A 22,414-nucleotide genomic window follows, 5' to 3' on the forward strand; every position below is an offset into this window, starting at 1 on the left:
TCCCATGACCGTCCGCATCCGCGTCATTCCCTGCCTCGACGTTGCCAACGGGCGCGTGGTCAAGGGCGTGAACTTCGTCGATCTCGTCGATGCCGGCGATCCCGTGGAACAGGCGCGCGCCTACGACGCCGCCGGGGCCGACGAATTGTGCTTCCTCGATATTTCCGCCAGCCACGAAGGGCGCGGCACCCTGCTCGACGTGGTGCAGCGCACGGCCGAAGTCTGCTTCATGCCGCTCACCGTCGGCGGCGGCGTGCGCACGGCCGAAGATGCCCGCGCCCTGTTGCTGGCCGGCGCGGACAAGGTGGCGGTCAACTCCGCCGCCGTTTCGCGGCCGGAAGTGGTGGCGGACATTGCCGAGAAGTTCGGATCGCAGTGCATCGTCGCCTCGGTGGATGCGCGCAGGGTTGCGCCCGGAAAGTGGGAGATATTCACTCACGGCGGCCGCAAGGCCACCGGGATCGACGCGCTCGAACACGCGGTGAAGCTTGCGGACTACGGTGCGGGCGAGCTGCTCGTCACCTCGATGGACGGCGATGGCACGCAGAGCGGCTACGACCTCGACCTCACCCGGCTGATCGCGGACAGCGTCTCGGTGCCGGTGATCGCCAGCGGCGGGGTGGGCAATCTCGACCATCTCGTGGCGGGCGTGACCGAGGGCAAGGCCAGTGCCGTGCTGGCGGCCTCGATCTTCCATTTCGGCAAGCACTCGATCGCGGAGGCCCATGCGGCGCTGCGCGCGGCGGGATTGCCCGCGCGCGGGTGAGGGCGGATGCCTGGGCGTCTTCCGGGACGACGGGCCGGAAATGACCCATCCGATCATGCCCCGGATCGGGACAGGCTCCGATCATCCCTTGCCGTTCCCGGCAGGCCTGCCATGGGTCCTGTCAACAGTCCCCCGCAGGAGCCCCCCGTGCCTCGCTACCGCTGCCTGCCCGCTTTTGCGGCGATGGTCCTCGTTCCCCTGCCGGCTTTCGCCGCCGACGCCACGCGCCTGCCGGAGCCGAGCGGACTGTTCCTCCTGGCCCTGGGCGTCACCGGCGTGGCGATCGGCCGCCGCTTTTCCTCCAAGCGCCCGGACTGATCGCCGCCCCGCGCATGTCGGGCCGGCCTTGACCCTGCCGCCCGCGCGTCGCATGGGCATGGCATGAGCAGCCCCGACACTCTCGCCCGCCTCGAAGCAACGATCGCCGCGCGCCGCGCCGCCGATCCCGACAGCAGCTATGTCGCCAAACTGCATGCCAAGGGGCTGGGCAAGATCGCGCAGAAGCTGGGCGAAGAGGCCACCGAAACGGTGATCGCCGCCCTGACCGAGGACGACAAGGCGCTGGTGGGCGAAGCCTCGGACCTGATTTTCCACCTCATGGTCCTGCTGGGCGCGCGCGACGTGCCTTTCGCGGCCGTGCTGGCAGAACTTGACCGCCGCAACGGCATCTCCGGCATTGCCGAGAAAGCTGCTCGCGCCGCGGACTGAATGCTCGCCCGTATTCGCATCTCCGGGAGAACCCCATGCCGATCGACCCCAAGCTGCCCTACGACGATAACAATATCTTCGCGAAGATCCTGCGCGGCGAGCTGCCTTGCGACAAAGTCTACGAAGACGAATTCGCGCTTGCTTTCAACGACATCCGCCCGCAGGCGCCGGTCCATGTGCTGGTGATCCCCAAGGCCGCTCATGTGTCCTGGGACGATTTCACCGCCAATGCCGACGATGCGGAAATCGCCGGCTTCATGCGCGCGGTCGGCCATGTGACGCGCCAGCTCGAACTCGACGAGCCGGGCTACCGCCTGATGGTGAACATGGGCACCAACGGCCACCAGGAAGTGCCGCATCTTCACGTCCACATCTTCGGCGGCCGCCAGTTCTTCCAGATGATCGCGGAGTAAGGCGCGGATCTGGAAGTCTGCACATGGTCCCGGACCCGATCCGGGGCCATGCCGACGCCAGGCAACGACAAATCCGACAATTACGACGCAATTAACCGTCCATCCGCCCGCACGCGCGGGATAAGTGCGACGAACGGATTGCGCTGCCGGTCTCGCCCGCTACACATTCCGGTGGCATGAGCAGCGACCCTCTTCCCCCCAGCGGCGTCCTCGATGGACCGACCCACCGCTATGCGCTCCGTGTGTTCTACGAGGACACCGACGCCGGCGGCGTGGTCTATCACGCCAACTATATCCGCTGGATGGAACGGGCCCGCTCCGATCTGCTCGACCTGCTCGGCATAGACCAGCGCGCCGCGCTGGAGGCCGGGGAGGGGCTCTACACCGTGGCGGAAGTGAATATCCGCTACCTCTCGCCCGCGCGCCTCGGCGACGCGGTCGTGATCGACACTCACGCGCTTCAGGTCGGAAGGGTGAGCTGCACCCTTCGGCAAGTCGTGCGGCGCGGAGAAATTCGCCTTGCCGAAGCCACGGTAAAGGTCGGGTTCATCAGTCCTGAAGGACGACCGCGCAAACAGCCCGCCGCCTGGCAACATGCTTTCGCCTCGCTCATGCAAGAGCATCCGAGAGGACTAGAATGACGTTCGAACTGCTCGCCTCTGCCGTGACCATCGGCAGTGATTCCGATCACCTCAATCCGGTAAAACTGTTCCTCCACGCCGATATCGTCGTGCAGGCGATCATGGCCGGGCTGATCCTGGCGAGCGTCTGGGTCTGGGCCATCATCATCAGCTTCATGCTGCGCATCGGCAGCCTCAACCGCAAATGCGCGGATTACGAGGAAGGCTTCTGGGAAGCCCAGAACTTCGAGGCCTACCAGAAGGAACGCCGCCGCGGCGACGTGCCGATGGGCAAAGTCGCCGGCGCGGGCCTGGCCGAATGGCGCCGCAATGCCGCCATGCCCAAGTTCGACCCCGAAGGCGCGCGCGAGCGCATCGGCCTGGCCATGACCTCCTCGGTCGGCGAGGAGAGCGACCGCATCTCCAATCGCCTGAACTTCCTGGCGACCGTGGGTTCGGTGGCGCCTTTCGTGGGCCTGTTCGGGACCGTCTGGGGCATCATGAACAGCTTCTTCCAGATCGGCCAGCAGCAGAACTCCTCGCTCGCCGTGGTTGCCCCCGGCATTTCCGAAGCGCTGTTCGCCACCGCCATCGGCCTGTTCGCGGCCATCCCGGCGGTCATCGCCTACAACCGCTTCTCGCACCGCGTGAACCTGTTCGAATCGCGCCTGCAGCGCTTCGCCGATCGCCTGCACTCCGCGCTCACGCGTGAGCTGGAGCAGCGCTGATGGGGATGGGCCTATCCGGCGGCGGCAGGCGCGGGCGCCGTAGCGGCGGCGGACGCACGCCGATGGCCGAAATCAACGTGACGCCGCTGGTCGACGTCATGCTGGTGCTGCTGATCATCTTCATGGTCACTGCGCCGCTGCTCAAGGCCGCGGTGCCGATCGAGCTGCCCGACAGCCGCGCCAAGGCCATGAACGAGGAGCAGGACCAGATCACGATCTCGGTCCAGCGCGACGGCACGATCTATTACGAGACCGAGGCACTGGCGCCCGGCGAACTGGCGGAGCGTCTCGCTTCGGTTCCGGACGGTGCCGATGGCCGCAAGCCGCAAGTCACCCTGCGCGCCGACAAGGCGCTCGACTATGGCCGGGTGATCGACGTGATGGGGGAACTCAACCACGCCGGATTCACGTCGATCTCGCTGGTGACGGGTGTCAGCAGCGGTTCAGGCGGCTGAGTTAGGCTGGCACGATGGCAATGCTGGGATTGCGCAAGGACGAAGGGCTGGGCCTTACGCTGGCTGTCGCACTGCATGTGGCGGTGCTGGCGGTGATGGTGCTGCGCCCGGCGCAGAACGAGGTGGTGAAGCCGCCTCAGCGCATCGAAGTGACACTGAGCGACCAGGTGGGCATGACGTCCACCTCGCCCGACCCCTATAGCCAGGCCGCGCCGGACATGGCGCCGGAACTGGGCGAAGCGGCCCCGCCGCCGGCTCCCGCTCCAGCCCCCGAGCCTCAGCCTCAGCCCCGTCCGGAGCCGCAGCCCGCGCCGGTGCCGCCGGCGCCCGCGCCGCGCCCGCAGCCGCCCCAACCCCGGCCTGCGCCGCGTCCCGCTCCGAAGCCTGCTCCGAAGCCCGCGCCCCCCAAGCCGGCGCCGCCGAAGCCCGCCGAAAAGCCCGCGCCGCCGAAGAAGGCTCCGGCCAAGCCCGCACCCAAGGCGCCCGCCAGCCGTGACAGCGCGATCGACCGGATCGTGGGCAAGCCCGGTTCGTCCGCGAGCAAGGCCACCACGCCGCCCAAGAAGGCAGGCGGCAGCCGCGTTGGCGCCGACTTCCTGTCGGGCGTTTCGGGTGCCACCTCGACGCAGGGCAAGGGCCAGCCGGCCGCGGCGCTCGGCCCGGCAGCGGTTTCCGCGCTCAACGGCGCGATCAGCCGCCAGCTCAAGCCCCACTGGGCGGCCCCGCAAGGCGCCGATGCGGAACTTCTGGTGACGACCGTGCGCTTCCGCCTCAACAAGGATGGCAGCCTCGACGGGGAGCCGCAGGTCCTGCGCACGACCGGCCAGAACGCGGCCAATTCGGCGCAAGTCCAGCGGCACCAGGAACAGGCGATCCGCGCCGTGAAACTTGCCGCCCCGTTCAATCTGCCGGAAGACCTCTACAACGGTTGGAAGGTCATCACGACCAACTTCGACAGAAGGCTATCGCAATGAAAAAGATCATCCACCTTGCTGCATTTGGCCTGCTGCTTTCCGGTTCCGTGGCAGCTCTCGCGCAGAGCGCCCCGCCGGCAACGCCCGTCCAGCCCGCTCCCGCGGCGCCCGGCGCGCCTGCCGCGCCTGCCGACGAGGATGGCGGCCTTCAGGTGACCGTCTCGGACGATAGCGACTGGCAGGACCTCGGCATCGCCATCACCACCTTCGCGACCGATGCCGACGTGCCCACCGGCACCAATGCCGGCTCCACCGCCGCACTCGGCCGGGCGCTGTCGCAAGTGGTCGCCGCGGATCTCAAGAACAACGGCCTGTTCAAGCCCTCGGGCCCGGACGGTCTGCCGCAGCCGGTCTATGCCCAGATCCAGACCCCGGACTTTCCGGTATGGTCGGCCCGCAGCGCCGACATGCTGGTGCAGGGCTATGTCCGCGCCGGCGCCGGTGGCCAGCTCACGGTGGGCTGCTATCTCTACGACGTGGCGCTGAAGCAGCAGCTCGTAAAGGGCGGCTGGCAGGTTCCGCCTGCGGACTGGCGCCGCGCCGCGCACAAGTGCGCCGACATGGTCTACTCGCGCCTGTCGGGCGAGAGCCCGTTCTTCGATTCCAAGATCGCCTATATCGCCGAGACCGGTCCCAAGGACCACCGCATGAAGCGCCTGGCGATCATGGATTCGGACGGCGCGAACCACCGCTACCTGACCAGCGGCCAGTCCACCGCGCTGACCCCTCGCTATTCGCCGGACTATTCGAAGATTCTCTATCTGTCCTACCTCAACGGGCAGCCGAGCATCTATGTCTACGACCTGGGCAGCAACACCCAGAAGCTGATCGCCCGCACCGGCAACCCCACGATGGCGCCGCGCTGGTCGCCTGACGGCAAGTGGGTGCTCTATTCGATGGCTTCGGGCGGCAATACCGACATCTATCGTATCTCGTCGGCCGGGGGCGGCACGCCGCAGCGCCTGACCAACACGCCGGGCATCTCGATCGGCGGGTCCTATTCGCCCGACGGCAGCCAGATCGTGTTCGAGAGCGACCGCTCGGGCAACCAGCAGATCTATGTGATGGGCGCGGATGGTTCCAACCAGCGCCGCATCAGCTTCTTCGGCGGCCGCTCGGCCACGCCCGAATGGAGCCCGCGCGGCGACCAGATCGCTTTCACCCATGTTGCCGGCAACTTGCGCATCGCCGTCATGAACCCGAACGGCGGCGGCATGCGCCACCTCACGGATTCGTGGCAGGACGAAGCGCCGACCTGGTCGCCCAACGGCCGCATCATCCAGTTCTTCCGTACCGCGAAGACGGCGGGCACGACCTCCATCTGGCAGGTCGATCTCACCGGCCGCAACGAGCGCAGGCTGCCGACCCCGGTGGGTGCCTCGGACCCGGCATGGGGCCCCGTTCGCCCCTGATTACCCTCTGAGACCAGCGCCCTGTCAGATCTGCCTGGACGACGTGCCCAAGACGGGGCGTTCGTTCAGGTTGACAGGGTAATAAATTAATCGGAACTTCAAACTACGCAGGCCATTCATAATTGGCTGCGCACGATAGGAGATTGCCTCATGCCTGCCCTCATGTACCCCCGTCATGTGAAGACCGGATCGACAATGCTCCTCCTCGCCGGGGCCCTTGCCATGTCGGCTTGCGCGTCCAAGGCGCCCAAGGAACTGCCGCCCGAGCCGGGCCCGGCCACCACCACCCAGACCACGCCGCCGCCCAGCGGCCCGCAGCCGGGCAGCCAGGCCGATTTCGTGGCCCGCATGATGGGTTCGGACACCATCTACTTCCAGCTGAACGAAGATACCGTCGATTCGGCTGACCAGGCGGCGCTGTCGAAGCAGGCCCAGTGGCTGCAGCAGTACCCGAACAAGCGCGCCACGATCGAAGGCCATGCCGACGAACGCGGCACCCGCGAATACAACCTCGCCCTGGGCGAGCGCCGCGCCAATGCGGCCAAGAACTACCTCATCAGCCTGGGCATCGACGCCTCGCGCCTGAACACCGTGAGCTACGGCAAGGAACGCCCGATCGCTCTGGGTTCGGACGAAGCCTCCTGGGCCCAGAACCGCCGCGCGGTTACCGTCACGGTAGACTGATCGCTCGGTCGCAAGATGTGAAGAAGGCCCGGTTCGCGATGGCGAGCCGGGCCTTTTGCATGAGGGATCCCCGCGATTCCCGGCTGCCGGGCCGGCTGGAACCGGAATTCCCGCATGGACCTTGAGCCTTACGCACTTGCATTGGCTTCGGGTCGGCAGGTATCGCCCTTCGAATGAGTCGCGCAGGTCGATCGATGGATTGGGGTTTCCCGCGCTGGCGCAGCTACGGCAGCTCGCGCGAGGCTGCGCAAGTGCGCCTGTGCGATCGGCATGGTTGCACCGAGCCGGGCAATTGCCCCGCTCCTAAGAGCCCGAACAGCCCGGATCGCTGGTACTTCTGTCAGAAGCATGCCGCGGAATACAACGCGGGGTGGGACTATTTCGCCGGGCTCGACGCCGAAGAGGCAGCGCGCCGGGAATCGGACGAGCGCACCGAGAGCGCGGGATTCAAGGAATCGGCGCACTATGGCTGGGGAGGCTCCGGCGACGGTTCGCGCAGCCGCGACGAATTGCGCGCGCTGGAAGCGCTGGGTCTCGACCCCGATGCGGAGTTCGATGCGGTGCGCAGGGCCTGGCGGACGAAGGCCAAGGAAGTGCACCCCGATGTGAAGCCCAACGATCCCGAGGCGGCCAAGGCGTTCCAGACCTACCAGCTGGCCTATGAAGTCCTGCGCGCGGCGGAAGAGCGCCGGGAGTGGAAGGGCTGAGCGCCGGGAAGCCGGGCGCGGCTCACGGCTGATCCCGGTCATTCGTCATTAGGACGGCCATGACCATGCGGCCCGTAAATAACATGCGGCCCATAGACAAAGAGCGCGCCTTGCGGCGCGCTCTTCGTGTTTTTGCCGTGAATGACGGGCCGAATGCTTACTTGGGCGAAAGCACCATCAGCATCTGGCGGCCTTCCATGCGCGGATAGGCTTCAACCTTGGCAATATCCGCGACGTCTTCCTGCACCTTGCGCAGCAGGTTCATGCCCAGCTGCTGGTGCGAAAGCTCACGACCGCGGAAGCGCAGGGTGACCTTCACCTTGTCGCCATCGAGAATGAACCGATGGACGTTGCGCATCTTCGTGTCGTAGTCGTGATCGTCGATGTTCGGACGCATCTTGATCTCTTTGATCTCCTGCGTCTTCTGGGTCTTGCGCGCGGCATTGGCCTTTTTCTGGGCCTCGTACCGGAACTTGCCGACATCCAGGAACTTGCACACCGGCGGATCCGCGTTGGGCGAGACCTCAACCAGGTCGAGGCCGACTTCGGCCGCCTGTTCGATCGCCTGGCGCGTATACATGACGCCGATGTTCTCGCCGTCCTGGTCGATAACCCGGACCTTGTCCGACTGGATCATGTTATTGTAGCGCGGGCCACTCTTGACCGGTGGCGTCATCATGCGCCGGGGTGGGGGTGCTATAAGCGTTCTCCTGAATCGTTTCTGTCGCTAGGCGAGTGGAGGCGTCATTAATGCGAATCGCGTCGACACGCAAAGCACGATTTCAAGGAAATCTATAGGACGCCTAAAGTGTCTTGTCCGGGCTCACGCCCGATAGTGGGCCGGTGCCGCAAACAACGACCGGATAGCCGTTTCTGTTCGGCCCTCGGATAGACCGAAAGTGCATATAGGTACTCAGGCGGCCGCGCGCCAGAGGGGGTAGCGCAGCAGCTGGTCCTTTGCCGAGAGAATCGCGTCGATCTCGCGCGCGGGTTGCAGGGCCTTGAGAATCGCCGGATCGGCGGCGTCCATGCCGCCCGTCAGGGCGCCGAAAGCAGGCAGGATCAATCGATTGCCGCTGTGGACCACGCAAGGCCGCGCGATTCGTCGGCCGCGGGCGTTGATGATGAGGCGCGGGTGGAAATGGCCCGAAAGTTCGGGGCCGGTGGTGCCCGGCCGCGCCTCGTGTCGCAGGGCGATACCCGCGACCTCGATTTCCTCTACCCGCGTGCCGCCAGCCTCGCTGCCGAGATGGGGGTCGTGGTTGCCGGTGATCCACACCCAGTCGAGCGCGCGGGTGAGAGCGCCCAGCATTCCGGCGGCATGGGGATCGAGCCGCTCGGTCCCCTTGCTGTCGTGGAAGTTGTCCCCCAGCGCGAAAACCCGGCGCGCGCCGGTCTGCCGTACCGCCAGTGCGATACGTTCCAGCGTCTCGCGGCTGTCGTAGGGAGGGAGCATCTGCCCGCCCCGGGCAAAATAGCTGGCCTTTTCCAGGTGCAGGTCCGCCACCAGCAGCGCCTGTTCGCGCGGCCAGTAGAGCGCGGCGCCCCGCGCGGCCCCGGAACCGGTCGGAGACCCGGCGGGCGGCGGGACCAGTTGCAACTCCTGTGAAAGGAACGAAAAGGGAACCATGGCTTTCCCTTGCCGCAGGCCGTGCGATTTGGCAAGCGCCCGGCGGAAGAGGAAATGCGATGACCGACAGGATTGCCCAAGACTGGAATGACCAAACCGGCCGAGCCCGCGCGTGGTTCGAAACCCTGCGCGACCGTATTTGCGCCGAGTTCGAGGCGATCGAGCGGGAGGCGGGGTCTTCGGCGGTTTTCGAATATACCCCCTGGCAGCGCGCTGCAGTGGAGGGCCGCGGGGAAAGCGAGGCCGGTGCCGAGACCGGCGGTGGCACGCGCGGGCTGATGAAGGGCAAGGTCTTCGAGAAAGTCGGCGTGAACGTCTCCACCGTCGTGGGGGCACTGTCGAAGGACTTTGCCGGCACGATCAACGGCGCCTCGGCCGAGCAGAACGCCTTTTCGGCCACGGGCATCAGTCTGGTCGCGCATATGGCCAATCCTCACGTCCCGGCCGTGCACATGAACACGCGCTTCCTCACGACGACCAAGGCCTGGTTCGGCGGCGGCGCCGATCTCAACCCGCCGATCCCCTATGCGCAGGATACGGAAGAGTTCCACGCCGAGCTAAAGGCGGCCTGCGATGCGCACGGGGCGGGCTACTATGACCGCTACAAGGCCTGGGCGGACGACTATTTCTACATCCCGCACCGCAAGGTTCATCGCGGTGTCGGCGGCATCTTCTACGACCACCTCGAATGCGCCGACGCGGCGGAATGGGAGGCGAACTTCGCCTTCACCCGCGCCGTGGGAGAGGCTTTCCTCGCGGTGTTCCCGCGCCTGGTGCGCAGGCGCATGGGGCTGGACTTCACCGCCGGTGACAAGGCCGTGCAGCTGGAATGGCGCGGTCGCTATGCCGAATTCAATCTGGTATACGACAGGGGCACGCTGTTCGGCCTGAAGACCGGGGGCAATATCGACGCGATCCTCATGAGCCTGCCGCCCGAAGCCACCTGGTCCTGACCGCATCTGTGCGCCGGAAGCAAAACTGACCGGCTTGAAGCGGTCCTAATCGGCTTTCATTCTTTCCCTTATCTAGCGCTCCGACACCGCAAGTTTGCAAGAAGGATAGCTTCATGGATCTCAAGATCGCCGGAAAGACTGCGCTCGTAACCGGATCGACCGCCGGCATCGGCCTTGCCATCGCCGCGAAGCTGGCGGCGGAAGGCGCCGAAGTCATCGTCACCGGCCGCAACCAGGCCAAGCTCGATGCCGCTGCCCATACCGTGGGCCAGCTGGGCAAAGTGCGTGCCGTGCTGGCCGACCCGGCAACGGCCGAAGGGGCCAGGGCGCTGACGGAGGCGGTCCCCCAGGTGGACATCCTGGTCAACAACCTGGGCATCTACGAGGCGCGCCCCTTCGTGGAAATCACCGACGAGGAATGGCGCGAGATCTTCGACGTCAACGTCCTCAGCGGGATCCGGCTTTCGCGCCACTATTTCCCGGGCATGCTGGAGCGCGATTGGGGGCGGGTGATCTTCATCTCCAGCGAGAGCGGCCTGATGACGCCGGGTGAGATGGTCCACTACGGCATGACCAAGACGGCGCAACTGGCCGTGGCGCGCGGCATGGCGGACGCCACGCGCGGCACGCAGGTTACCGTGAACTCGGTGCTGCCGGGGCCCACGCGGTCGGAAGGGATCGTCGAGTTCATCCGCTCGGTGGTGGAGAACAAGGACGCCTCGGAAGCGGAGCGCGAAGAGGAATTCTTCACCAAGCTGCGCCCGCTCTCGCTGATTCGCCGCCTGATCGAGGCGGACGAGGTTGCCGCCATGGTCGCCTTCCTGGCCAGCCCGCTGGCGGCCGTCACCAACGGTGCGGCGATCCGGGCCGAGGGCGGCATCCTGCCGACCATTGCCTGATCGGCCTGGGCGCCTGACCGGCCCGAGTGCTTGACCGGCTCAGGCGCCTGATTCGTTCGGGCGCCTGGTCCACCCCGGCCGATAGGGGGCTCGGCCGGTGGCCGGCGATAAGGGAAGGCATCAGGCCGTCTCGGTATTTGCCCCGATAGGGTAGCTGCCATCCTGCGCGCATGATCCTCCCTCGTTGCCGCTGTGGCAGCGAGAGGGAGAGGCTCATGCAGGATCAGTCTTGGAAAGTCTTCAGCGGCGCCAGCTTCCTCCTGCTGGCCTGTGCCATCGTGCCGCGCGCCTGGAGCCAGGATCCGACGCCGCCCGCGGCGCCGGCAGCCCCTGCAGTCCCCTCCGAAGCCGATGCGCGCGACCGGGCCGTGGCCGCCTGCATGACCGAGGCCAAGGCCCGGGGCGCAAAGCTGGGCGCGGTGGACGTGGAAATGCGCCAGGTGGAAGACACCGACAAGAAGAGCGACGACCGCGCCTCGGTGCGGGCGCTCGTCGATGTCGTGCTGCGCAAGAAGGACGGAACCACCAAGACGGTGAAGAAGACCTTCAAGTGCGACACCCGCGGCGGCGTGATCACCGCCTTCAAGTACTACTGATCCCGGACGGCCCCATCGCCCATCGCGGTCGCGGCACCGTCCGGCTCCAGCATATGCAGGAAGTGGACATTGCGCCGCCGATTGGCAGCGCCAAGCGCTTCGACATCCAGCGTACAGAACAGCTCGACCCCGAAGGCATGGCCTTCCACCCAGCGGACCTGGGCAAGATGCTCGACATTCTCGGGCAGGCGGATGCAGACGATCTCGTCGCCGAGCGGCAGGGCCTTGTAGCCGCCGTTCCCGGAGGCGCCCTTGCAGGCAAGGCACATGCCGCGTTCGGAGACGTTGCGGACGATGATGGTCTGCGCGGGCAGCATGTCGCGCAGCAGCGTGGCACTGATCAGGGTGCGCAGGCGCGGCGCGCGCGGCAGGTGATCGGGGGCGAAAGGGCGCGGCGGCAGCAGAGCGGCCTCTACCAGCTCCGAATCGGTCATGCCCAGCAGGGCCGCATAGATCGCCGTTTCCATTTCGCTCGCCATGGCTGCCTCTCGTGCTTTCGAATCGGAGGGACGGCGGCTCCGGCGCTTCCAGACGACGGAAAATCTCTTTCCAGGGTTCGGCGCAGTCCCGGCGCGATGGTGCCGCAGGTCATGTTCCCCGCGGCTTAACCGCAGACACCGGGGAATTCCGATGGAATCGATTGCTCGCCCGCCGGCGTCATACTCGCGGTCGTGCGCTCGAAAACGAGGTGGTGCCAATGTCACAGTTTCGTTGCATAATCTGCATGTGAAGACTCGGCCTCTTGCCGCGCCGCGAAAAATCCTGACATGAAGTCCGGGAATGCTGCGCCAGTACGAACTTGTCGAACGCGTGAAGGAATACGCGCCCCAGGCCGATGAGGCCCTGCTCAACCGTGCCTACGTCTATACCGTACAGAAGCACGGCACCCAGAAGCGCGCCTCGGGCGACCCCTACTTCAGCCATCCGGTGGAAGTGGCGGGCCTGATGACCGAGCTGAAGCTCGATCAGCAGACGATCATCACCGCGTTGCTCCACGATACCGTGGAAGACACGCTGGCGACGATCGAGGAGATCGAGAAGCTGTTCGGCCCGGACGTGGCCCGGCTGGTGGACGGCGTCACCAAGCTCTCCAAGATCGACGTGATGACCGAGAACGAGCGCGCGGCCGAGAACCTGCGCAAGTTCCTGCTCGCGATGAGCGAGGACTTGCGCGTCCTCCTCGTCAAGCTGGCAGACCGGCTGCACAACATGCGGACCCTCCACTACATCAAGAAGGAGGACAAGCGCCGCCGCATCGCCCGCGAGACCATGGATATCTACGCCCCGCTGGCCGAGCGCGTGGGCATGTACGAATATATGCGCGAGATGCAGATGCTCGCTTTCGAGCAGCTGGAGCCGGAGGGCTATGCCACGATCACCGGCCGCCTCGCGCAGATCCGCAGCGAGGAAGGCGGGCAGGTCGACGCCATCGCGCTGTCCATCAAGCAGGCGCTGGCGGAAGCAGGCCTGAATGTCGAGGTTTCGGGACGCGAGAAGCATCCCTACTCGATCTGGCGCAAGATGGCCGAGCGGCATGTGACCTTCGAGCAGATCACCGACATCATGGCCTTCCGCGTCCTGACGGACAATGTGGACGAATGCTACAAGGCGCTCGGTGTGCTGCACCAGACCTGGCAGATGATCCCCGGACGGTTCAAGGACTACATCTCCACGCCGAAGTCGAACGGCTACCAGTCGCTGCACACGGCGCTGATCTTCGAGCGTTCGATGCGGATGGAAGTGCAGATCCGCACGCGCGACATGCACCGCCTCAACGAGTTCGGCCTGGCGGCGCACTGGGCCTACAAGCAGGGGGGTTCCCGTCCCGACGGGCAGGTCGGCTGGCTGCGCGACCTCATCGAGATTGTCGATGCCAGCCACGATGCCGAGGAACTGCTCGAAAATACCAAGATGGCGATCTACCAGGATCGCATCTTCGCCTTCACGCCCAAGGGCGCGCTGTTCCAGTTGCCCAAGGGTTCGACGGCGGTGGACTTCGCCTATGCCGTCCACACCAATCTCGGCAATGCCACGGTGGGTGCCAAGATCAACGGGCGCCACATGCCGCTGCGCACCCAGCTCGCCAATGGCGACGTGGTGGAGATCATCAAGAGCCCCACGTCCGAGCCGCAGCTCTCGTGGCTGGGCTTCGTCGTCACCGGCAAGGCGCGCGCCTCGATCCGCCGCGCGGTTCGCGCGAAGGAGCGGCAGGAAGTCTCGGAGATCGGCGCCAAGCTGCTGGACGAGATCGTCGGTCGCCTGCCGGGCCGCATCGGCAAGAAGGCCATCGACGGCGCCATCCAGCGCCTGGAAATGCGCGATGAGGAAGACCTGATGTTTGCCATCGGCTCCGCCCGCCTGACCGACCGACAAGTGATGGAGGCGCTGGTGCCGGGCAGTACCGCCGAACTCCCCGACGATGGCGAATGGGCTCATACCGAGCGTGCGATCTCCATCCGCGGCCTCACGCCCGGCGTCGGTTTCGAGCTGGGCGAATGCTGCCATCCCGTTCCCGGAGATCGCATCGTCGGCATCCGCCGTCCCGATCACAAGGTGGAAGTCCATGCGATCGACTGCCTCACCCTGGCCAATGGCGCCGATGTGGACTGGCTGGACCTCTCCTGGGGGGAACGCACCACGGGCGCCGTCGGCCGCCTGAGCCTGGTGCTTTACAACCGTCCGGGCACGCTGGCGGAAGTGACGCAGATCCTGGCGACCAACCGCGCCAACGTCACCAACCTGCAGATGGTCCACCGCGACGAGCCTTTCGGCACGTACGAGGTGGACCTGGAAGTCAGCGACCTGGCCCACCTTACCCGCATCGTCAGCGCCTTGCGCGCCAGCGAGGCGGTCGCGGAAGCCTCCCGCATCTGACGGCTGCGAGGGAGGTCAGTATTCCAGGCTGACCGCCACCTCGTCGCCTTCCGCCAGCCCTTCGGCGCGGCGCACGCTGGCTTTCACCGGCAGCAGCCAGCCTCCGTCCGACTTGCTGGGAAAAACGGAGGTGGCGAAATGCGTCTCGCCGATCCGTGCCCTGACCTTCAGCGAGCCGAAGCCGCGGGCCGTGCCTTCCAGCTTGCGCATCACCGCCGTGCCCGAAAGGGCCTCGCCTGCCGCCCCGTCGATGGTGAGGAAGTGCCAGGTGCCGCTGTTGGCGCCGCCTGTCCAGCGCCAGAGCAGGCCGGTGTGGTCGAGTTGCTCGGCCGGGATCACTGTGCTGCCTCGCGGATCGGCACCGGCACGTTGCAGGCGTCTACCCCGCCGGCGGGATGAACGTAGAAATCGTCCTGCCGATTCGCGCGCTTGTCCACATAGGCGGCGAAGCTGCGGCTGTCGGTGGAGAGATATTCGTAAGCGGGCAGGCCGGGCACCTCGCTGCCCAGGCGAACCGAGCGGATCGCCGCGCGCTCGGCAGGCGTCTTGTAGAAGCCGATCTCGCCGGTGCCGCGCGGCAGGGCGGAGAGGTTCTCGATGCCCGAGATGACGCGGCCGACAATGGCCACGTTCCGGTCGAGCTGTCGCGGCGCGTGGCCGATCACGGCGTAAAGCTCGGCGCCGGTGCCGGTGTCGGGCGCGTTGTTCCGGCCCACGCCGACATAGCCGTAGCAGTGGATCGGCCAGAGCGAGGCCTCTCGCTGCGAAAAGACGTCCGGGTTCTCGGCGGGGCTTGCGCTATCTGCAGGCCCGCGCTCTCCCATGGCCGCCGGCCAGCCATCGACGAACAAGGTGCGCTGGGCATAAGCGTCCCGGTCGCCGAGCATGGGCCGGGCGGTCTTCCTGCCGCCGTCCTCCAGAACAAGGTCGAGCCGGGCGCTGTCCCGGCTTCCGGCCTTGTCGAGGTGAAGGACGGAGGTCTTGACCTTCGCCGCATAATCCTCGCGCACAACCGCGAGCCCCTTGGGCAGTGGCTTGGCCTTCGCCGGGTTCTCCCCTTCGGGATCGCCCCATTGCGCCACGTAGTTGTCCTGGACCCGCACGACCGCAATCCCGTCGTACCAGCGCGCCGCCACGAGCCTGCGGATATTCCCGACCCAGCCTTGCGAGAAGGGTGCCGGGATTAGCTGGATCACCACCCGCCGCGCCTTGCCGGAAGGATCCGGGGCGAGGTCCATGACCAGGAGGTCGGACGGCGCGATCCTCACCCAGTCCCCGGCCGGTGCGCCCGCGACGATATCGTTCGGCGTCCGCGCTGCGGGGGCGTCCTGGGCCATGCCCGGAGTGGACAAAAGGGCGGAAACCACGAGGGCTGAAAAGAATTTTCGCATCGAGAGCGTGATGGCATGCCGAGACGGCTTGCGAAACCCTGCAACGCAGGCTAGGGCGCCCGCCTTACCAGTGCATGCGGAGCGGTGGCCGAGTGGTCGAAGGCGCTCGCCTGGAAAGTGAGTATACGCCAAAAGCGTATCGAGGGTTCGAATCCCTCCCGCTCCGCCATCTGTTCTCGATCCCACCTGCGAATGTGAAACGGACCTTCGGGTCAAGCAGGCGGATCGCCGGGACATGTCCCGGATCGGCGCACCGAAAAATCTCCATCTCTGCGTTATTCGGTCGAAATCGTTCGAGCGGACGGCTATCTCCGGAATGTGGGTAGCAGTAATCTCCGTAGGACGATTCTGGTCGCGGTCTTGGCGGGCCTCTTCTATTTCGTCCTCGCCGCCATAGCTCTTCAGTTGACGAGGGGAGCCGACGGTATCGCCACCGTCTGGCCGGCCAGCGGCGTGGCCGTGGCCGCGCTCCTGCTGGCGCAGCCCGGCGAGAGGCGATGGGTGCTGCTGTCGCTGACTGCTGCCAGCTTCCTCGCCAACTTCACCTGGAGCGGACTGCCCTTGCTCGCGCTGGGACAGACGGCCGCCAACGTGATCGAGGCGCTGGTCGCCTTCTGGATCATGCGCGACATCGAACGGCGCAACGATTCCTTCTTCCACATCGCCGCCATCCTGCGTTTCTGCTTTGCCGCGATCCTGGCTGCCTCGGTCAGCGCGGCGATCGCCGCCCTGCTGATCGGGAACGGCTTCGGGCACATGTTCGTCTCCTGGCTGACGACGGCCGCGCTGGGCATCATGATCGTGGTGCCGCTGATCATGAACTTCGCTCACCCCGGCCCCGGCGGACCGACGAAGACGAGCAGCCATGCCGGCAGCACGGCGGTCGTGCTCGTGCTGGTCACGTTCCTGGCGGCGGCGGTCTTCACGCAATCGAGCTATCCGCTGCTATCCGCTGCTGTTCCTGCCCCTGCTCGGCGTGCTGTTCGCGACCTATTTCCTGGGCGCGACCGGCGCCACCTGCAGCATCCTGATCATTGCGGCGATCGGTTCCGTGGCGATCTGGCAGGGTCGCGGGTCGATCAGCCTTCTGAGCGCGCATAGGGACACGGAACTGGAAGTGCTGTTCTTCCAGTTCTACCTCTTCACCCTGCTGGTCTCGGCGCTGCCCCTGGCCGCGCTGATGGCCATGCGCGACCGCAGCTTCGCGGAAGTGGAGCGCGGCAAGCGCTGGCTCGAGATGTCGGAGGGCATTGCCAAAGTGGGGCACTGGCGGCTCGAACTGGCCGAGCAGCGGCTGTTCTGGTCGGGAGAGGTGTTTCGCATCCACGGCCTTGAAGCCAGTACGCATCCGGCGCTGGACACGGCGATGAACTTCTACCACCCCGAAGATCGGTCGCTGGTGCAGGACAAGCTGGCCCAGAGCTTGGAATCGCTGGAGCCGCTCGATTTCGAAGCGCGAATCGTGCGCTCGGACGGGGAAATCCGCTACGTCTACAGCTGCAGCGAAGTGGAACTGCGCGAGGATGGCAAGCCCGGCGCGATCTTCGGCATCTTCCAGGACGTGACCAACCGCGTGCTTGCGGCAATGGAACTTGCGAGCGCGCGGGCCCGCGCCGAAGCCCGAGCGGACGAGGCGATCCATCTGGCCGAAACCGATTCGCTGACCGAGATCGCCAATCGCCGCAAGGTTCTGTCCTTCCTCGATACCGAGATCGCCAAGGCTGCCGTCCTTGGCGGGCCATTGTCCATCGCCGTGCTGGACATCGACCGCTTCAAGCAGATCAACGACCGTTTCGGCCATGCCGTGGGCGATCAGGTGATCCGCCGCGTGGCGCAAGTCTGCGCCCTGGCGATCCGGGGATCCGACCTCGTAGGCCGGATCGGCGGCGAGGAATTCCTGATCGTCCTGCCGGCCACCGACGCGGAAATGGCCTTCGCCGTGGCCGAGCGCGTGCGCCGCACCGTCGAGGCCATCGATTGGGAGCCGCTCGACCTTCAGCAGGTGACGGTGAGCATCGGCCTCACGCCGCTCAAGGGCAATATCGACCGCGAGGAACTCATGGGCCGCGCCGATCGCGCGCTCTACCAGGCCAAGGACGAGGGACGGAACCTGCTGCGCCAGACCGGCTGACGGCTATCCCGGTGCCTCGCCGTGAGGATCCGGCCCTTTACCCAAGGCCAGCCCTTTACCTTGTCCAGATCGAGCGAGGCGAGACGGCGGTGGGTTGCGGCGCATTCTGCGGAGACGATTGTTAACCATTGCATGGCATTGGGCTGCTCTCGATCCAAGCGAGTCCGATGACCTTTCCCGACGTCGATACCCTCCGCCTGTGCAGCATGCTGTCGTCGAGCGCCTTCGGGTTCGTGTTCGGCGTGCTCTGGCTGCGGGATCGATCCGCGCGGCATTTCGTCCATTGGGCGCTCTCGTCGTTTCTCTACACTGCCGTGCTCTTTGCCTTCACCGCCGCTCCGCGCGGTTCGCTGGCGGCGGGCATGGCGATCTATGCCGTGCTGGGACTGACCCAGGCGCTTCCGGTCGCCGGTGTCTATGCGCTGGAAGGCGGGCGGCCCTGGCGCTGGTGGATGATCGTGCCGGTGGCCAGCGCGGTCCTTGGCCACGTTCTGCCGGGCATGCTCGATGCGCTGGGCTGGATGGCGCGAACCGAGCGCGGGCAGAGCGTCTGCGATGCGGCGGGTCTGGCGATTTCCATGGGGCTGGCCGGATTCATACTGGCTTTCGGTCACGGCGCGCGGCGCTCGGTGGGCCGGCGCCTCGCCGGTCTGGCGATGTTGGGATATCTTCCCGGATATGCGCTCTCGATCTGCGGCATGTTCTTCGAGCTTCCGGGCAAGAACCTCGTGGCGCTCCTGGCGCTGCTTTCCGACCAGGTGCTGCTGGGCGTGCTCAATCTGGCGCTCCTGGCGATTCCCGTCGAGCAGGTCCAGCGGGCCCTGCGCGCCGCTGCGCTGCGCGATCCGCTGACGGGTTGCTGGAACCGGGCGGGGCTGGAGCAAGTGGCGCTGCGCTTCCTGCGCCCCGGCGCGGCGGTCATCGCCATCGACGTCGACCATTTCAAGGCCATCAACGACCGTCACGGCCACGGCGCGGGGGATCAGGTGCTCATAAGCCTGGGCCGGGAGGCCGCTGCGCTGGCCCGTGAACACGCGGGCCAGGCCGCGCGACTGGGCGGCGACGAGTTCCTGGTGCTGCTGCCGGTGGAGTGCCGCGATCCCGAGGGCTTCATGACGCGCCTGCGCCGCCGTCTCGAAATGAGCGGGGCGCTCACCGACCGCTGGAGCGTGAGCATGGGGCTTGCCGCCGTGGAAGCGGACGACCGGCGGATCGACGACGTGATCGTCCGCGCGGATCGCTCGCTCTATCGGGCCAAGGCGTGCCGCGACCTCGAGGTCAGGGAACTCTGCTGATCGCCGCGTTCAGGGGCGCAGCACCCAGCCGCCGTCGACATGGATGGTCTGGCCGGAAATCCACGCGCCTGCGTCCGAACACAGCAGCAAGGCCGTGCCGACCAGTTCGTCCGGCGCGCCGCGAGCCCTGAGCGCGCAAGTCATGTTGAGGAACTGGATGAACGGCGAATCGTCCGGCACCAGCATCTTGCCCGCGTCCGAGGTGACATTGCCCGGCGCGATGGCATTGCAGGTGATGCCGTCCTTGCCGAACTGCTTGGCCAGCGAAGTGGTCAGGCCGACCAGCGCCAGCTTGGTGATGCCGTAAAGCCCGGTTGCCGGGAAGGCGCCGCCCGAAGTCTGGTTGACGATCCGTCCACCACCACGCGCGCGCATCGAGGGGATCACCGCGCGGGCGCAAAGCAGCGCGCCGTTGAGGTTCACCGCGAAAGCCTTGTTCCAGGCATCGAGCCCGATGGTCTCGCAATTGTCGTAGCTGACGTCGACCATCAGCGCGGCGTTGTTGATGAGGATATCGACGCCGCCGAAGGCTTCCTTGGCAGCGGCGCCCATGGCGAGGGTGGAGGCTTCGTCGGCAACGTCCACCTGCACGCCCACGGCTTTGCCGCCGGCCGCGATGATTTCGTCCGCCACGGCCTTGGCACCATCGCCGTTAAGGTCGGCCACGACGATCGAAGCGCCTGCGTTGGCAAGGCCAAGCGCATAGGCACGGCCGATGGAATTGCCGCGTCCGCCCGCGCCGGTGACGACCGCCACTTTGCCGTCAAGGCGGAACTGGTCGAGTGAGAATGTCATTGCAATCGTCTCCTGTCAGCCTGCCGTGATGCCCGCGTCGAGCGAGAGGCAGGCGCCGTGAAAGCCGCGACCGGCGGGCGAGGCGAGCAGCACGACAAGGTCGGCCACGTCCTCCACCTCCACTTGGCCGCGCAGGCCCGAAAAGCGTTTGAGCAGTTCGAAGTCGCAGCCTTCCGGCGGGGTGAAGTTGGTCGCGATATTGGTGATCATGCCGCCGGGCGCGACGGCGTTGATGCGGATGGGTTTCTTCTGGAATTCCATCGCCATGGCCTTGGTCATGCCGACGAGGCCCCACTTGCTGGCGCAATAGGCGGCGGCATAGGCCTCCCCGATGTAGGACGCGCAGGAGGCAACGTTGACCACCGCGCCGTTCGCTTCCAGCAAGTGCGGGATCGCCGCTTGCGACAGGAAGAACGGGGCGTTGAGATTGACGTCGATGGTGAGTTCGTACTGCGCCTGTGGCATCTGCGGTGTGTTGGCGAGGTAGATCAGCCCGGCAACGTTGCAGAGCGCGTCGAGCCGGCCGAACTTTTCCACCGCATGGGCGATCACGGCGTGGCAGGCGGCGGGATCGGACAAATCCGCCACTTCGCTGCCGACCTTGCGGCCATGCGGGACGAGCAATTCGGTGGTTTCGGCGAGGCCCGGTTCGTTCACGTCCACCAGCCAGAGGTCGCAGCCGGCCTCCGCCAGTTTCAGCGCGGTCATGCGGCCAAGGCCCGATGCGGCGCCGGTAACGACGGCGGCCTTGCCGGTCATGTCCAGGGTCTTGAAGATCACACTCATGGGGTGATTTGCTCCATTGCGGCCAGCGCCGCGTCGAGGAAGGGATCGGCGGCGTGGGCCAGCGCATTGTCGGGCGTGGTGATCGTGCCGAGCAGATCCACGTCCTTGCGCAGCAGCTTGCCGCCATGCGCAAAGGCGCTGGGTGAGGGCAGGCGGGCGTAGACCTCGAAACCGAAGCTGCGACCGCTGGAGTGCTTGACCAGATCGGCCAGCGCCGCCCGGTCGATGTCCAGTTCTTCGCCCAAGGAGAGCGCGGCATGGGCAAGGCCCATGTTGGCCGCCATCAGCGCGTTGTTGACGATCTTGGCGCGCTGGCCGGATCCGACCGGGCCGAGCAGCACGGTCTTGCCCGCAAAGCTCTCGATCACGGGAAGGGCCTTGGCGAAGGCCGCTTCGCTGCCGCCGCACATGACGGTGAGCGTTCCCGCCGCCGCGCCCGCGCCGCCGCCGCTGACCGGGGCATCGAGCACGGCGATGCCGCGTGCTTCGGCTTCCGCTGCCAGTCGCTCGCAAGTCTGCGGCAGGATCGTGGAGTGGATGACGAGGACGCTGCCCGGCTTCATGACCGGGAGAAGTTCAGCGCAGATTTGCTCAACCCCGGCATCGTCCACCACGCAGACGCCTACGTGTTGGCAACGCTCGCCAAGTTCGGCGACCGAGGCCGCACGATGCGCGCCCTTGGCGACGAGGTCATCGGTCGCCTCCGGCCGCCGTGCCCAGACGATCAGTTCGTATCCGGCCGCCAGCATCCGCTCGGCCATCGGGCCGCCTTGCGAGCCGAGGCCGATGAAGCCGGTCTTGATCTTGTCATTTGGCATGCCAGGGGAGCCCCTTTGCTACCTTGTCGATCATCTCCAGCACCACGCTCTGAATGCGCGAGGCCTTGGGCCAGCCGGCGTGCGTGCCATATTGCAGGCAGAATTCGAGCATCTCGGCAGGCTGGCAGTTGCCGCTTGATATGGCGGCATGGATATGGCTGCGGATCGGGATTTCCGCGCCGGATTCGCAAACGCCGACCAGTGTGATCCAGCGGCGCGAAGGCTCGTCCAAGCCGCGACGGCACCACATCTCTCCGAACACGAAGTTGTTGATGCCTTCCAGATAGGGTGTTGCCGGAGGGCCGGGGGCGAAGGTCATGACCTTGGCGAATTCGTCATGCCCGCGCTGGCTGCGGACATCCGGGTCCCAGGGGTCGGGGCAGATCGCGGGGACTTCGGCGGGCGGCAGTCCGAGTTCCTCGGCCACGCGCGTGACCGCGCGGTCCAGCTTGCCGCCATTGCCCCAGCCGGCGTAGACGGCGAGGTGTAGTGCGGCCTCGCGCAGTTCGGCCAAGGTCAGTGCCTCGGTGTTCAATGCGCCGCGCACGAAGTCGACGACTTGGCTGTCCTGCAATCCGCAGGTCACCGCGCTGGCGATCGCCACCAGGAAGCGCGGGCGGCGCGGCAGTCCGGGGCGGGTCCATACTTCGGCGAAGACGAAATCCCGCCACGATTGTTCGAGCAGCGTCGCCGGTTCGTGGGCGGTGCGGCCGGTGACTTCGGCCTCGGTCTCAAGGCCGCGCTGGCCGCGTTCGATGGGGTCTAGCAGTGCCATGACC

General features: G+C 66.4%; 27 protein-coding genes and 1 tRNA gene. 19 read left to right on the plus strand and 9 right to left on the minus strand.

Translation table 11 applies throughout. The features are described from left to right. Positions 1 to 4 precede the first annotated feature (4 nt). The 11 genes from hisF to ACZ1J6_RS21235 all read left to right on the plus strand — a co-directional run bounded on the left by hisF (position 5) and on the right by ACZ1J6_RS21235 (position 7,467). Positions 5 to 766: an imidazole glycerol phosphate synthase subunit HisF gene (hisF, locus tag ACZ1J6_RS21185; protein ID WP_314464007.1), complete on the plus strand. Its 762-nt coding sequence runs from the start codon at positions 5 to 7 to the stop codon at positions 764 to 766. 147 nt (positions 767 to 913) lie between these two features. Further along, complete coding sequence (locus tag ACZ1J6_RS21190; protein WP_166675222.1) at positions 914 to 1,084, plus strand: PEP-CTERM sorting domain-containing protein; 171 nt, start codon at positions 914 to 916, stop codon at positions 1,082 to 1,084. A 63-nt stretch (positions 1,085 to 1,147) separates the two neighbouring features. Then, positions 1,148 to 1,474, plus strand: coding sequence for a phosphoribosyl-ATP diphosphatase (locus ACZ1J6_RS21195; protein ID WP_465128001.1), 327 nt, complete (start codon positions 1,148 to 1,150; stop codon positions 1,472 to 1,474). Between the two features lie 35 nt (positions 1,475 to 1,509). Beyond that, positions 1,510 to 1,887 carry a histidine triad nucleotide-binding protein gene (locus ACZ1J6_RS21200; protein WP_132268511.1) on the plus strand — a complete coding sequence of 126 codons (378 nt, stop codon included), beginning with the start codon at positions 1,510 to 1,512 and terminating at the stop codon, positions 1,885 to 1,887. 176 nt (positions 1,888 to 2,063) lie between these two features. Next, entirely contained in the window at positions 2,064 to 2,528 is a 465-nt protein-coding gene (locus ACZ1J6_RS21205) for a YbgC/FadM family acyl-CoA thioesterase (RefSeq protein WP_132268513.1), read from the plus strand. Then, positions 2,525 to 3,235, plus strand: a complete 711-nt coding sequence (gene tolQ / locus ACZ1J6_RS21210; RefSeq protein ID WP_132268514.1) for a protein TolQ — start codon at positions 2,525 to 2,527, stop codon at positions 3,233 to 3,235. The genes ACZ1J6_RS21205 and tolQ overlap by 4 nt, the downstream gene beginning before the upstream one ends. Then, positions 3,235 to 3,690 carry an ExbD/TolR family protein gene (locus ACZ1J6_RS21215; RefSeq protein ID WP_132268516.1) on the plus strand — a complete coding sequence of 152 codons (456 nt, stop codon included), beginning with the start codon at positions 3,235 to 3,237 and terminating at the stop codon, positions 3,688 to 3,690. Before tolQ ends, ACZ1J6_RS21215 begins: the two co-directional genes overlap by 1 nt. 14 nt (positions 3,691 to 3,704) lie before the next feature. Then, positions 3,705 to 4,664 carry a hypothetical protein gene (locus ACZ1J6_RS21220; protein ID WP_314463999.1) on the plus strand — a complete coding sequence of 320 codons (960 nt, stop codon included), beginning with the start codon at positions 3,705 to 3,707 and terminating at the stop codon, positions 4,662 to 4,664. Continuing rightward, a complete protein-coding gene (tolB, locus tag ACZ1J6_RS21225) occupies positions 4,661 to 6,076 on the plus strand; it encodes a Tol-Pal system beta propeller repeat protein TolB (protein WP_465128002.1) in 1,416 nt (471 codons plus the stop codon). The genes ACZ1J6_RS21220 and tolB overlap by 4 nt, the downstream gene beginning before the upstream one ends. A gap of 195 nt (positions 6,077 to 6,271) precedes the next feature. Continuing rightward, the gene (gene pal, locus ACZ1J6_RS21230) at positions 6,272 to 6,760 is read left to right on the plus strand and encodes a peptidoglycan-associated lipoprotein Pal (RefSeq protein ID WP_132268775.1); all 489 of its coding nucleotides are present in this window, start codon (positions 6,272 to 6,274) and stop codon (positions 6,758 to 6,760) included. Between the two features lie 173 nt (positions 6,761 to 6,933). Further along, complete coding sequence (locus ACZ1J6_RS21235; protein ID WP_132268522.1) at positions 6,934 to 7,467, plus strand: J domain-containing protein; 534 nt, start codon at positions 6,934 to 6,936, stop codon at positions 7,465 to 7,467. Positions 7,468 to 7,624: 157 nt separating this feature from the next. Here the strand turns inward: ACZ1J6_RS21235 and infC are convergent, their stop codons facing one another. After that, positions 7,625 to 8,146: a translation initiation factor IF-3 gene (infC, locus tag ACZ1J6_RS21240; protein WP_132268524.1), complete on the minus strand. Its 522-nt coding sequence runs from the start codon at positions 8,144 to 8,146 to the stop codon at positions 7,625 to 7,627. A 234-nt stretch (positions 8,147 to 8,380) separates the two neighbouring features. Further along, positions 8,381 to 9,097, minus strand: coding sequence for a ligase-associated DNA damage response endonuclease PdeM (gene pdeM, locus ACZ1J6_RS21245; protein WP_465128003.1), 717 nt, complete (start codon positions 9,095 to 9,097; stop codon positions 8,381 to 8,383). 59 nt (positions 9,098 to 9,156) lie between these two features. Here pdeM and hemF point away from each other — a divergent pair, with 59 nt between their 5' ends. The 3 genes from hemF (at position 9,157) to ACZ1J6_RS21260 (ending at position 11,545) form a co-directional block, all read left to right on the plus strand. Beyond that, on the plus strand, positions 9,157 to 10,050 hold the full coding sequence (gene hemF / locus ACZ1J6_RS21250; RefSeq protein WP_465128004.1) for an oxygen-dependent coproporphyrinogen oxidase: 894 nt from the start codon (positions 9,157 to 9,159) through the stop codon (positions 10,048 to 10,050). 113 nt (positions 10,051 to 10,163) lie between these two features. Continuing rightward, a complete protein-coding gene (locus tag ACZ1J6_RS21255) occupies positions 10,164 to 10,949 on the plus strand; it encodes an SDR family NAD(P)-dependent oxidoreductase (protein WP_132268529.1) in 786 nt (261 codons plus the stop codon). 215 nt (positions 10,950 to 11,164) lie between these two features. After that, positions 11,165 to 11,545 (plus strand): hypothetical protein, encoded by a 381-nt coding sequence (locus ACZ1J6_RS21260; RefSeq protein ID WP_132268531.1) that lies wholly within the window; start codon positions 11,165 to 11,167, stop codon positions 11,543 to 11,545. Here ACZ1J6_RS21260 and ACZ1J6_RS21265 read toward each other — a convergent pair. Further along, complete coding sequence (locus ACZ1J6_RS21265; protein ID WP_465128005.1) at positions 11,539 to 12,024, minus strand: hypothetical protein; 486 nt, start codon at positions 12,022 to 12,024, stop codon at positions 11,539 to 11,541. The two genes, ACZ1J6_RS21260 and ACZ1J6_RS21265, sit on opposite strands and share 7 nt — an antisense overlap. A gap of 301 nt (positions 12,025 to 12,325) precedes the next feature. On the opposite strand from ACZ1J6_RS21265, the gene ACZ1J6_RS21270 reads away from it, so the two are divergent. After that, positions 12,326 to 14,419: a RelA/SpoT family protein gene (locus tag ACZ1J6_RS21270; protein ID WP_132268535.1), complete on the plus strand. Its 2,094-nt coding sequence runs from the start codon at positions 12,326 to 12,328 to the stop codon at positions 14,417 to 14,419. Between the two features lie 15 nt (positions 14,420 to 14,434). On the opposite strand, the gene ACZ1J6_RS21275 is transcribed toward ACZ1J6_RS21270, so the two are convergent. Both ACZ1J6_RS21275 and ACZ1J6_RS21280 read right to left on the minus strand, forming a co-directional pair. Beyond that, a complete protein-coding gene (locus ACZ1J6_RS21275) occupies positions 14,435 to 14,758 on the minus strand; it encodes a DUF1905 domain-containing protein (protein WP_465128006.1) in 324 nt (107 codons plus the stop codon). Continuing rightward, positions 14,755 to 15,810, minus strand: a complete 1,056-nt coding sequence (locus ACZ1J6_RS21280) for a peptidylprolyl isomerase (protein WP_465128007.1) — start codon at positions 15,808 to 15,810, stop codon at positions 14,755 to 14,757. The genes ACZ1J6_RS21275 and ACZ1J6_RS21280 overlap by 4 nt, the downstream gene beginning before the upstream one ends. 78 nt (positions 15,811 to 15,888) lie before the next feature. Here ACZ1J6_RS21280 and ACZ1J6_RS21285 point away from each other — a divergent pair. The 4 genes from ACZ1J6_RS21285 to ACZ1J6_RS21300 all read left to right on the plus strand — a co-directional run bounded on the left by ACZ1J6_RS21285 (position 15,889) and on the right by ACZ1J6_RS21300 (position 19,236). Further along, a tRNA-Ser gene (locus tag ACZ1J6_RS21285) sits at positions 15,889 to 15,979 on the plus strand. Between the two features lie 236 nt (positions 15,980 to 16,215). After that, complete coding sequence (locus ACZ1J6_RS21290; RefSeq protein WP_465128008.1) at positions 16,216 to 16,911, plus strand: MASE1 domain-containing protein; 696 nt, start codon at positions 16,216 to 16,218, stop codon at positions 16,909 to 16,911. A gap of 136 nt (positions 16,912 to 17,047) precedes the next feature. After that, a complete protein-coding gene (locus ACZ1J6_RS21295; RefSeq protein WP_465128289.1) occupies positions 17,048 to 17,941 on the plus strand; it encodes a sensor domain-containing diguanylate cyclase in 894 nt (297 codons plus the stop codon). 167 nt (positions 17,942 to 18,108) lie between these two features. After that, positions 18,109 to 19,236, plus strand: a complete 1,128-nt coding sequence (locus tag ACZ1J6_RS21300) for a GGDEF domain-containing protein (protein WP_465128009.1) — start codon at positions 18,109 to 18,111, stop codon at positions 19,234 to 19,236. Positions 19,237 to 19,245: 9 nt separating this feature from the next. Here the strand turns inward: ACZ1J6_RS21300 and ACZ1J6_RS21305 are convergent, their stop codons facing one another. The 4 genes from ACZ1J6_RS21305 to ACZ1J6_RS21320 are packed head-to-tail and all read right to left on the minus strand — an operon-like array spanning position 19,246 to position 22,410. Continuing rightward, on the minus strand, positions 19,246 to 20,031 hold the full coding sequence (locus ACZ1J6_RS21305; protein ID WP_465128010.1) for an SDR family oxidoreductase: 786 nt from the start codon (positions 20,029 to 20,031) through the stop codon (positions 19,246 to 19,248). 15 nt (positions 20,032 to 20,046) lie between these two features. After that, positions 20,047 to 20,817: an SDR family NAD(P)-dependent oxidoreductase gene (locus ACZ1J6_RS21310; RefSeq protein WP_465128011.1), complete on the minus strand. Its 771-nt coding sequence runs from the start codon at positions 20,815 to 20,817 to the stop codon at positions 20,047 to 20,049. Next, entirely contained in the window at positions 20,814 to 21,635 is an 822-nt protein-coding gene (locus ACZ1J6_RS21315) for an NAD(P)-dependent oxidoreductase (RefSeq protein ID WP_465128012.1), read from the minus strand. Before ACZ1J6_RS21315 ends, ACZ1J6_RS21310 begins: the two co-directional genes overlap by 4 nt. After that, complete coding sequence (locus ACZ1J6_RS21320; RefSeq protein WP_465128013.1) at positions 21,625 to 22,410, minus strand: carboxymuconolactone decarboxylase family protein; 786 nt, start codon at positions 22,408 to 22,410, stop codon at positions 21,625 to 21,627. Before ACZ1J6_RS21320 ends, ACZ1J6_RS21315 begins: the two co-directional genes overlap by 11 nt. Positions 22,411 to 22,414: the final 4 nt, after the last annotated feature.

The organism is Novosphingobium sp. BL-S-21 (genome assembly GCF_055521655.1).

Coding starts and splice junctions, on each gene's coding strand:
- hisF (WP_314464007.1), top strand. CDS start 5: ATGACCGTCCGCATCCGCGTCATTCCCTGCCTCGACGTTGCCAACGGG.
- ACZ1J6_RS21195 (WP_465128001.1), top strand. CDS start 1,148: ATGAGCAGCCCCGACACTCTCGCCCGCCTCGAAGCAACGATCGCCGCG.
- ACZ1J6_RS21200 (WP_132268511.1), top strand. CDS start 1,510: ATGCCGATCGACCCCAAGCTGCCCTACGACGATAACAATATCTTCGCG.
- ACZ1J6_RS21205 (WP_132268513.1), top strand. CDS start 2,064: ATGAGCAGCGACCCTCTTCCCCCCAGCGGCGTCCTCGATGGACCGACC.
- tolQ (WP_132268514.1), top strand. CDS start 2,525: ATGACGTTCGAACTGCTCGCCTCTGCCGTGACCATCGGCAGTGATTCC.
- ACZ1J6_RS21215 (WP_132268516.1), top strand. CDS start 3,235: ATGGGGATGGGCCTATCCGGCGGCGGCAGGCGCGGGCGCCGTAGCGGC.
- ACZ1J6_RS21220 (WP_314463999.1), top strand. CDS start 3,705: ATGGCAATGCTGGGATTGCGCAAGGACGAAGGGCTGGGCCTTACGCTG.
- tolB (WP_465128002.1), top strand. CDS start 4,661: ATGAAAAAGATCATCCACCTTGCTGCATTTGGCCTGCTGCTTTCCGGT.
- pal (WP_132268775.1), top strand. CDS start 6,272: ATGCTCCTCCTCGCCGGGGCCCTTGCCATGTCGGCTTGCGCGTCCAAG.
- ACZ1J6_RS21235 (WP_132268522.1), top strand. CDS start 6,934: ATGAGTCGCGCAGGTCGATCGATGGATTGGGGTTTCCCGCGCTGGCGC.
- infC (WP_132268524.1), bottom strand. CDS start 8,146: ATGATGACGCCACCGGTCAAGAGTGGCCCGCGCTACAATAACATGATC.
- pdeM (WP_465128003.1), bottom strand. CDS start 9,097: ATGGTTCCCTTTTCGTTCCTTTCACAGGAGTTGCAACTGGTCCCGCCG.
- hemF (WP_465128004.1), top strand. CDS start 9,157: ATGACCGACAGGATTGCCCAAGACTGGAATGACCAAACCGGCCGAGCC.
- ACZ1J6_RS21255 (WP_132268529.1), top strand. CDS start 10,164: ATGGATCTCAAGATCGCCGGAAAGACTGCGCTCGTAACCGGATCGACC.
- ACZ1J6_RS21260 (WP_132268531.1), top strand. CDS start 11,165: ATGCAGGATCAGTCTTGGAAAGTCTTCAGCGGCGCCAGCTTCCTCCTG.
- ACZ1J6_RS21265 (WP_465128005.1), bottom strand. CDS start 12,024: ATGGCGAGCGAAATGGAAACGGCGATCTATGCGGCCCTGCTGGGCATG.
- ACZ1J6_RS21270 (WP_132268535.1), top strand. CDS start 12,326: ATGCTGCGCCAGTACGAACTTGTCGAACGCGTGAAGGAATACGCGCCC.
- ACZ1J6_RS21280 (WP_465128007.1), bottom strand. CDS start 15,810: ATGCGAAAATTCTTTTCAGCCCTCGTGGTTTCCGCCCTTTTGTCCACT.
- ACZ1J6_RS21295 (WP_465128289.1), top strand. CDS start 17,048: ATGTCGGAGGGCATTGCCAAAGTGGGGCACTGGCGGCTCGAACTGGCC.
- ACZ1J6_RS21300 (WP_465128009.1), top strand. CDS start 18,109: ATGACCTTTCCCGACGTCGATACCCTCCGCCTGTGCAGCATGCTGTCG.
- ACZ1J6_RS21305 (WP_465128010.1), bottom strand. CDS start 20,031: ATGACATTCTCACTCGACCAGTTCCGCCTTGACGGCAAAGTGGCGGTC.
- ACZ1J6_RS21310 (WP_465128011.1), bottom strand. CDS start 20,817: ATGAGTGTGATCTTCAAGACCCTGGACATGACCGGCAAGGCCGCCGTC.
- ACZ1J6_RS21315 (WP_465128012.1), bottom strand. CDS start 21,635: ATGCCAAATGACAAGATCAAGACCGGCTTCATCGGCCTCGGCTCGCAA.
- ACZ1J6_RS21320 (WP_465128013.1), bottom strand. CDS start 22,410: ATGGCACTGCTAGACCCCATCGAACGCGGCCAGCGCGGCCTTGAGACC.